The 6,636-nt window shown below is 70.7% G+C and carries 6 protein-coding genes; 4 read left to right on the top strand and 2 right to left on the bottom strand.

Going from position 1 to position 6,636, the window contains the following annotated elements:
• The coding region (locus FIF60_RS06740) for a DUF882 domain-containing protein (protein WP_144185143.1) at positions 1-520 on the top strand (520 nt) is incomplete at its 5' end.
• A 3-nt stretch (positions 521-523) separates the two neighbouring features.
• On the opposite strand, the gene FIF60_RS06735 is transcribed toward FIF60_RS06740, so the two are convergent.
• A complete protein-coding gene (locus FIF60_RS06735; RefSeq protein ID WP_144185141.1) occupies positions 524-1,093 on the bottom strand; it encodes a polysaccharide biosynthesis/export family protein in 570 nt (189 codons plus the stop codon).
• A gap of 324 nt (positions 1,094-1,417) precedes the next feature.
• Here FIF60_RS06735 and FIF60_RS06730 point away from each other — a divergent pair, with 324 nt between their 5' ends.
• Genes FIF60_RS06730 through FIF60_RS21500 form a run of 3 tightly spaced genes read left to right on the top strand, consistent with a single transcriptional unit; the run spans position 1,418 to position 6,070 of the window.
• A complete protein-coding gene (locus tag FIF60_RS06730) occupies positions 1,418-3,694 on the top strand; it encodes a GumC family protein (protein WP_144185139.1) in 2,277 nt (758 codons plus the stop codon).
• An 11-nt stretch (positions 3,695-3,705) separates the two neighbouring features.
• Positions 3,706-4,692, top strand: coding sequence for a UDP-glucose 4-epimerase GalE (galE, locus tag FIF60_RS06725; protein ID WP_144185137.1), 987 nt, complete (start codon positions 3,706-3,708; stop codon positions 4,690-4,692).
• Positions 4,685-6,070: a hypothetical protein gene (locus tag FIF60_RS21500; RefSeq protein WP_158639098.1), complete on the top strand. Its 1,386-nt coding sequence runs from the start codon at positions 4,685-4,687 to the stop codon at positions 6,068-6,070. The genes galE and FIF60_RS21500 overlap by 8 nt, the downstream gene beginning before the upstream one ends.
• On the opposite strand, the gene FIF60_RS06715 is transcribed toward FIF60_RS21500, so the two are convergent.
• A complete protein-coding gene (locus tag FIF60_RS06715) occupies positions 6,052-6,495 on the bottom strand; it encodes a hypothetical protein (protein ID WP_144185135.1) in 444 nt (147 codons plus the stop codon). The two genes, FIF60_RS21500 and FIF60_RS06715, sit on opposite strands and share 19 nt — an antisense overlap.
• Positions 6,496-6,636 lie beyond the last annotated feature (141 nt).

Below are 6,636 nucleotides of genomic sequence, written 5' to 3'. Positions count from 1 at the left end.
CGCCGCGCTCGCCGCCGCGGCGCCCGCCCAGGCGGGGCTGCCCGCTCAACCCGCGCGCGCGCTCGAGGCGCTGGGGCCCGAGCGGCGGCTCTCGCTCACCCATGCGGCCGACGCGGAGCGCTGGGAGGGGGTGTACTGGCGCGAGGGGAGCTACGTTCCGGAGGCGCTCGCGGCGCTTTCGCAGCTTCTGCGCGACCGGACGGCCGATGCGGCAGGCGAGATCGACCCCTCGCTCTTCGACATCCTCGCCCTGCTTGACCGTCGGCTCGTCGGCCGCGGCTTCGTCGTGGTCTCCGCCTATCGGACCGCGGAGACCCAGGCGGCCCTGTCGGCCCGCTGGGGCAGGGCGGCGGCGAACAGCTTCCATGTCGCGGGGCGTGCGGTCGATGTCCGCCGGCCGGGGCTGCATGCGCTCGGGCTCGTCGGCGCAGCGGTGCAGCTCCGCGCAGGTGGCGTCGGGCTATACCGGGGCGGGAGCCCCTACGTACACCTTGATACCGGGCCGGTCAGGCGCTGGTAGGCCTCAGAAGCGGCGCTCGAACACCTGAACGACGTCGCCCGGCTCGATGATGGTCTGCCGCGTCGCCTTGCCTTCGCGCGCGACGCCGTCCTCGATCCGGGTGATGCCGACATACTCCTCCTGGGCGCGGTAGGTGAACCCGCCCGCCCGCGCCACGAGGGTGAGCACTGTCATGCCTGGCTGGTAGGCAAGCTGGCCGGGGGAGCGTACCTCGCCGAGGATGAACACCGGCCGGTAGGAGGTGATCTCGACCGCAACCTCCGGCTGTCTCACGAGATTGTTCCTGCGCAGCGTCTCGGCGACGGAGCGCTCGAGCTCGCTGCTCGTCAGACCCACGGCCTTGACGCTGCCGGCGAGCGGCACGGCGATGTTGCCGGCATCGTTCACCCGGAACTCGCCGGACAGCCGGGGGTCACCGAACACGGTCATCCGCACCTGGTCGCCCGTGTCGAGGCGGTATTCGGAGGCCGTTCCCTCGGGCAGGGGGGGCAGGTCCGCGCCCGGGCTCGAGCAGGCCGCGATGGCGAGCAGCGCGGCGGCGGCGAGCAGTCCTTTCAGGCGGGCGATGACCATCGATGCGTCCCCTCGATCGGCCCGGGCGCAGGGCGCAGGACGCGCCGCGCCGCGGGTCGGGCGAACATTGCCTTGCGATCCTGCCGCTGAAAAGCCTGAAAACAATGGCCTATCGCCATGCATGGTCGGAGGGGCACACGGTTCCGGCGCGCCGATTGACGCGCCGCTTCACTCTACGGTAAGGCACCGCAGCCCATCGTGCGCAGCCGTTGCCCGCGAAACGGTGCCGCATACCCATGTCGGACCGCGCCTCTCCGCGCCGCCGGCAAGGTGCCCCGGCCCACCGTCGGGGCAGACGCGCGAAGTGAGGCCGGAGAGCCGCAGATGCTGAACCAGCCGTCCGAGACGCTGCCAGAAGGCCAGGCGCGCCGCCCCCCCGGCGCCTTCGGCTACACGCAGCAGATCGAGCCCGTCGGCGGGCTCAGCCCCGCGGCGCTGCTTGCGGTGCTGAAGCGGCGGAAGTGGGGGATGATCCTTTCCGTCATCATCTTCCCCGTCATCGCCCTTGTCGCGCTCGGCCAGCTCACCCCCCGCTACACCGGCACGGCCACCGTCATCTACGAGGCCCAGGAATTCCAGATCCGCGAGATGCAGTCGATCCTGCGGGACGAGGGCGGCACCACCTCCGTCGTCCTGCAGAGCCAGCTCGAGATCATCAAGTCCCTGCCGATGGCCGAGCGCGTGGCAGACCGGCTCGATCTGGCCCGCCGGCCGGAGTTCAACTGGTCCACCGCCGAGCCGTCCAACATGGCCAAGGCGCGGCGCTGGGTGCAGACGCAGGCCTCTGCCATCGCAGGCCTCGTCTCGGCCGAGCTTGCCGCCTCGCTCGCGCCGCCGCGGCGCGGCACGCCGCGGCCGGAGGACGTGCGCAACGGCGTCATCCTCTCGACGCTCGACCGCATCTCGGCCTCCGTCGTGGCTAACTCGCGCGTGATCAACATAAGCTTCACCTCGCAGAGTCCACAGGTGGCCCAGGCCGGGGCGAACCTGCTCGCCGAGCTCTACATCAACGACCAGCTCGAGCAGAAATTCGACGCGGTGCGGCGGGCGAACACCTGGCTCGAGCAGCGGGTCGCGCAGCTTCGCGAGGAGGTGCTCGACGCGGAGGAGCGCGTCGAGCGGACGCGCGCGCAGGCAGGCCTTGTGCGAGGCGCGAGCTCGAACCTCCTGAACGAGCAGGTCTCGCGCTTGCAGTCGGACCTTCTCGCCGCCCAGGCGGACCTCGCGGCCCAGGAAGGGCGGCTCGCCCAGGCGAGGACGGCGCGCGGACCGGCCGACCTCGAGGCGCTCACGACCGTGCTCGGCGCGTCGACCGTCTCGGGCATGCGGCAGCGCGAATCCATCGCCCGCGCGGAGCTCGCCCAGCTCCGCAACCAGTTGGGCGACCGCCACCCCGACGTGCAGCGCAAGCAGGCTGAGCTGACCGGAATCCTCGGCTCAATCGGCGTCGAGATCAACCGCGTGACCGGCGCGCTCGAGGCCGAGGTGCGCGCCACCCGCCTGCGCATCCAGAGCCTGCAGGAATCGCTCGCGCGCACCCAGGCGCAGCTCGTTCAGGCGGGCGAATCGGAGATCCAGGTCCGCGCCATCGAGCGCGAGGCGGAAGCGGCGCGCAGCCTGCTCCAGTCGGTGCTCGCGCGTACGCAGCAGACGGTGCAGCAGACGGCGATCGAGAAGCCCGATGCCCGCGTGCTCTCGCCCGCCACGCTGCCCGGCACGCCCTCCTGGCCGAGGCGGAACATGATCCTCGCCGCCTCGATCGTGCTCGGGTTGATGTTCGGCGCGTTGATCGTCTGGCTTCTCGAGATTGCCGACAGCACGTTCCGTTCCGGCGACGAGATCCGCTCCGTTCTCGGCCTGCCCTGCTTCGCGCTGATCCCGTCGGTCAAGCGCGGGCTCGGGCGCACGAAGGTCGAGGACTACGTGGTGCGCAAGCCCGTCTCCGCCTTCTCCGAATCGCTGCGAAGCCTGCGCGCCGCGCTGTGGTTGGGCGCGACGCCGCCGAAATGCATCGTCATCACCGCCGCCAGGCCGGACGAGGGCAAGACGACCACGGCGATCACGCTCGGCCGCACCGCGGCGCTGAACGGCGAGAAGGTGGTGGTGATCGACTGCGACATCCGCCAGCCCTCTTTCGACCGAATCCTCAAGACGGAGGGAAGCCAGGGCGTTGCAGACTACCTTCTCGGCCATGCCCCTCTGCCCGCGGTGAAGCGGCGCGACGCGCTGACGCCTATGGACTTCATCCCCGCGGGCGCGGCGGAGACGAACAGCTCGGGCCTCTTCATGGCCGATGCGATGGGCGCGCTGCTCGACCAGCTCCGACGCGAGTACGACCTGATCGTGCTCGACGCGCCGCCGACCCTCGCCATGGCCGATGCCCGGATCATCGCCCGCCTCGCCGATGCGACCGTGCTCTGCGTGCGCTGGCGAGACACGCCGCAAAGCATCGTCCGCTCGACCCTCGACATGCTCGAGGACGCCAAGGCCCGCGTGGTCGGCGCCGTGATGACGCGCGTCGATGCGAAGGCGCATTCCCGCTCCGGCTACTCCGACGCCGAGGTCTATCATCCGCGCTACGGCGGCTACTTCCGCGAATAGGGGTTCCTCGCATGTCCGGGCGTTACCTGGTGACCGGCGGCGCCGGCTTCGTCGGCAGTCATCTCGTGCTTGCGCTGCTTCGCGCAGGCGCCTCCGTGACGGTACTCGATGACCTCACCACCGGCCACGAGGCGGCAGTGCCGGAGGGCGCACGGCTCCTGCGCGGTTCCGTCGCCGACGCAGGGACGGTCGAGCGTGCCTTCGCAGACGGTCCCTACGAGGCGGTGTTCCACTTCGCCTCCCTCACGCTCGTCGGCGAATCGATGCGCGAGCCGGTGCGCTACATGGCCGAGAACTTCGCCGGCGCAGCGACGCTCGTGCAGGCCTGCGTCACCCATGGGGTGAACAGGGTTGTCATCTCCTCCACCGCCAATCTCTTCGCCGAGCCCGAGCGCATGCCGATCGACGAGGACGAGGCGGTGATCCCCGGCTCGCCCTACGGCGAGAGCAAGGCGATGCTCGAGCGGCTGCTGTACTGGGCCGACCGGATCCACGGCGTGCGCGGGGCGTGCCTGCGCTACTTCAACGCCGCCGGCGCTGATCCCGAAGGCGAGGCCGGCGAGGACCATCGCCCCGAGACGCACCTGATCCCGATCGTCCTCGACGCCGCGGCGGGGCGACGCGACCCGCTGACCGTCTTCGGCGACGACTATCCCACACCGGATGGCACCTGCATCCGCGACTACATCCACGTCGCCGATCTCGCCGCCGCGCATCTCGCGGTGCTCGAGCCGTTGCGTTCGCGCAGCGTCAGGTACAATCTCGGCACGGGGAAGGGGCATTCGGTGCGCGAGGTGATCGCCGCGTCGGAGCAGGTGACGGGGCTCAAGGTGCCATACACGATCGGGAAGAGGCGGGAAGGCGACCCTGCGGTGCTCGTCGCGGCATCACGCCGCATCACCGACGAGCTCGGCTGGCGTCCCCGCTACGCCGATCTTGCAACGATCGTCGGCCATGCCTGGGCCTGGCGGCAGGCGCACCCGAAGGGCTATGGTTGAGCGGCGCGCCTCGCCGCTGATCGCCGCAGCCTCGATCGCGCTCGCTGCCGTCGCGCTGGCCTGGGTCGCGCTCTACAACGGCTATCCTCTCGTCTTCGCCGATACCGGCACGTATCTCGGCCAGGCGCTGCAGCGCTATCTCGGCTGGGACAGGCCGGTGTTCTACTCGTTCCTGCTCTACGGCCTGCACTGGGGCGTGACGCTCTGGACCGTTCCGTTCGTGCAGGGCGCGGTCGTCGCCCATCTCGTCTGGCTCGTCCTGCGCACGCTCGGCGCGGGAGGGCCGCTCCGTTTCGGGGTCACCATCGCCGCGCTTGCCATCGGCACGGCGCTGCCATGGTTCGTCTCCTGGATCATTCCGGACGTCTTCACAAGCGTCGTCGTCCTGACGCTCTGGCTTCTCGCCGCCGTGCCGGAGAGGCTCGGGCGGCTTGAGAAGGCCTATCTCGTTCTGCTCGGCGCGGGTGCGATCGCTCTGCACCAGTCGCACGTGCCGCTCGCGGGCGGGCTCGTCATCGTCCTGCTCGCGAGCCGCTGGCTCCTCTCGGTTCGGCGCGGTTTCGGCGTCGCGGGCGTGTTGATGGTGCTTGCCCCGCTCGTGCTCGCAATCGCCGGCCTGATGTTCGTCAACCTCGTCGGGCACGGGAAGTTCTCCCTCTCGCCCTTCGGGGCGAACTTCCTGCTCGCGCGCGTGATCTATGACGGCCCGGGCGCGGCAACGCTGGTCGAGGCCTGCCCGGAGAAGGCGTGGCGGCTCTGCGCCCACCTCGCCGACCTGCCGCCCGCCTCGCGCCAGTTCCCCTCGTCGGACCATTTCCTGTGGCAGCCCGATAGCCCGTTCTACAGGATGGGCCACCCGCGCGACTTCGCCCCCGAGGCGGCCGACATCGTCGCCGAGACGCTGCGCAGGCACGGCGCGTGGCAGTTCGGCCGCTTCGTCGACAACGCGATCGCGCAGCTCAAGAGCTTCAAGACCGGCCCGGCGATGGACTTCGCGCCCTGGGTCGGCACACCCGGGCCGCAGCCGGTGATCGAGGCCTACCTGCCTGGCGACCGCGAGGCCTTCCTCGCCGCGCGCCAGGCGACCGGCACGCTCGGTCTCCTGCCGCCGCTCAGGGACCTCCATGAAGTGATCATCCAGGGCTCCGTGCCGCTTGCGGTGATCGCGCTGTTCCTCTTCGCCTGGCGGGGGGAGCGGCCTGGCGTGGTGCTCGTGCTCGCGATCTTCGCCGCGCTGTTCGGCAACGCCGTGCTCGCTGGCGGGCTTTCCGCGGTGCATGACCGCTACACGGCGCGGCTCGCCTGGCTGCTGCCCTTCGCCGTTCTCGCCTGCGCGCTCGGGATGCTGCCGCGCGAAGATCAGCGCAGCAGGATCTGACGCAGTTCCCTGTCGGGCAGCATGTCGATGCCGGGCACGAGATCGAGGCCGACCGTCATCTTCCCGAGATAGAGGAAGCCCGCGACGATCACCGCGAGCACCAGCACGGTGCCGAGGATCAGCGCGGCGTCGGCCACCACCCGTGCTCCGGTCATCGCGCGGTCCGCCGCGCGGCGGGCCTCGCCGCGCTTCTCCGGCCCCGCGACGATGGCGAGGTAGAAGCGGCCCCAGGGAAGTGGGATCGAGCGGCGGAAATCGAGGCTGTGGCGGGGGAGGGTGCGCAGCGCGAACGCGGTGTGGATGGCCGAGAGCTGCTCCTGCGTGAAGGTCTCGCCCACGTCCGGGTCGATCCGTGCCCTGAACCGCGCGATGAACAGCGGGTCAGGCTCCGGCGGCGGGGGACGAGGGACGGGAGCCTCGGGCATGGCCGGACAATTGCGCCGAAGCGTGAACGGGGCGTCAACGCCCGCAGGCGCACGCCTGCCGCCTGGGCGTCTGGCTGCCTCGCGCCTGGCCACCATGGTGCAGCGCGGCGGAAGTGCGTTATAGACGCCCGCGGAAGCGCA

Origin of the sequence: Elioraea rosea (genome assembly GCF_007644105.1) — a bacterium.
GTDB lineage: Bacteria > Pseudomonadota > Alphaproteobacteria > Acetobacterales > Acetobacteraceae > Elioraea_A > Elioraea_A rosea.
The sequence above is the reverse complement of the archived record's forward strand: the minus strand, read 5'-3'. Positions and strand labels throughout refer to the sequence as shown.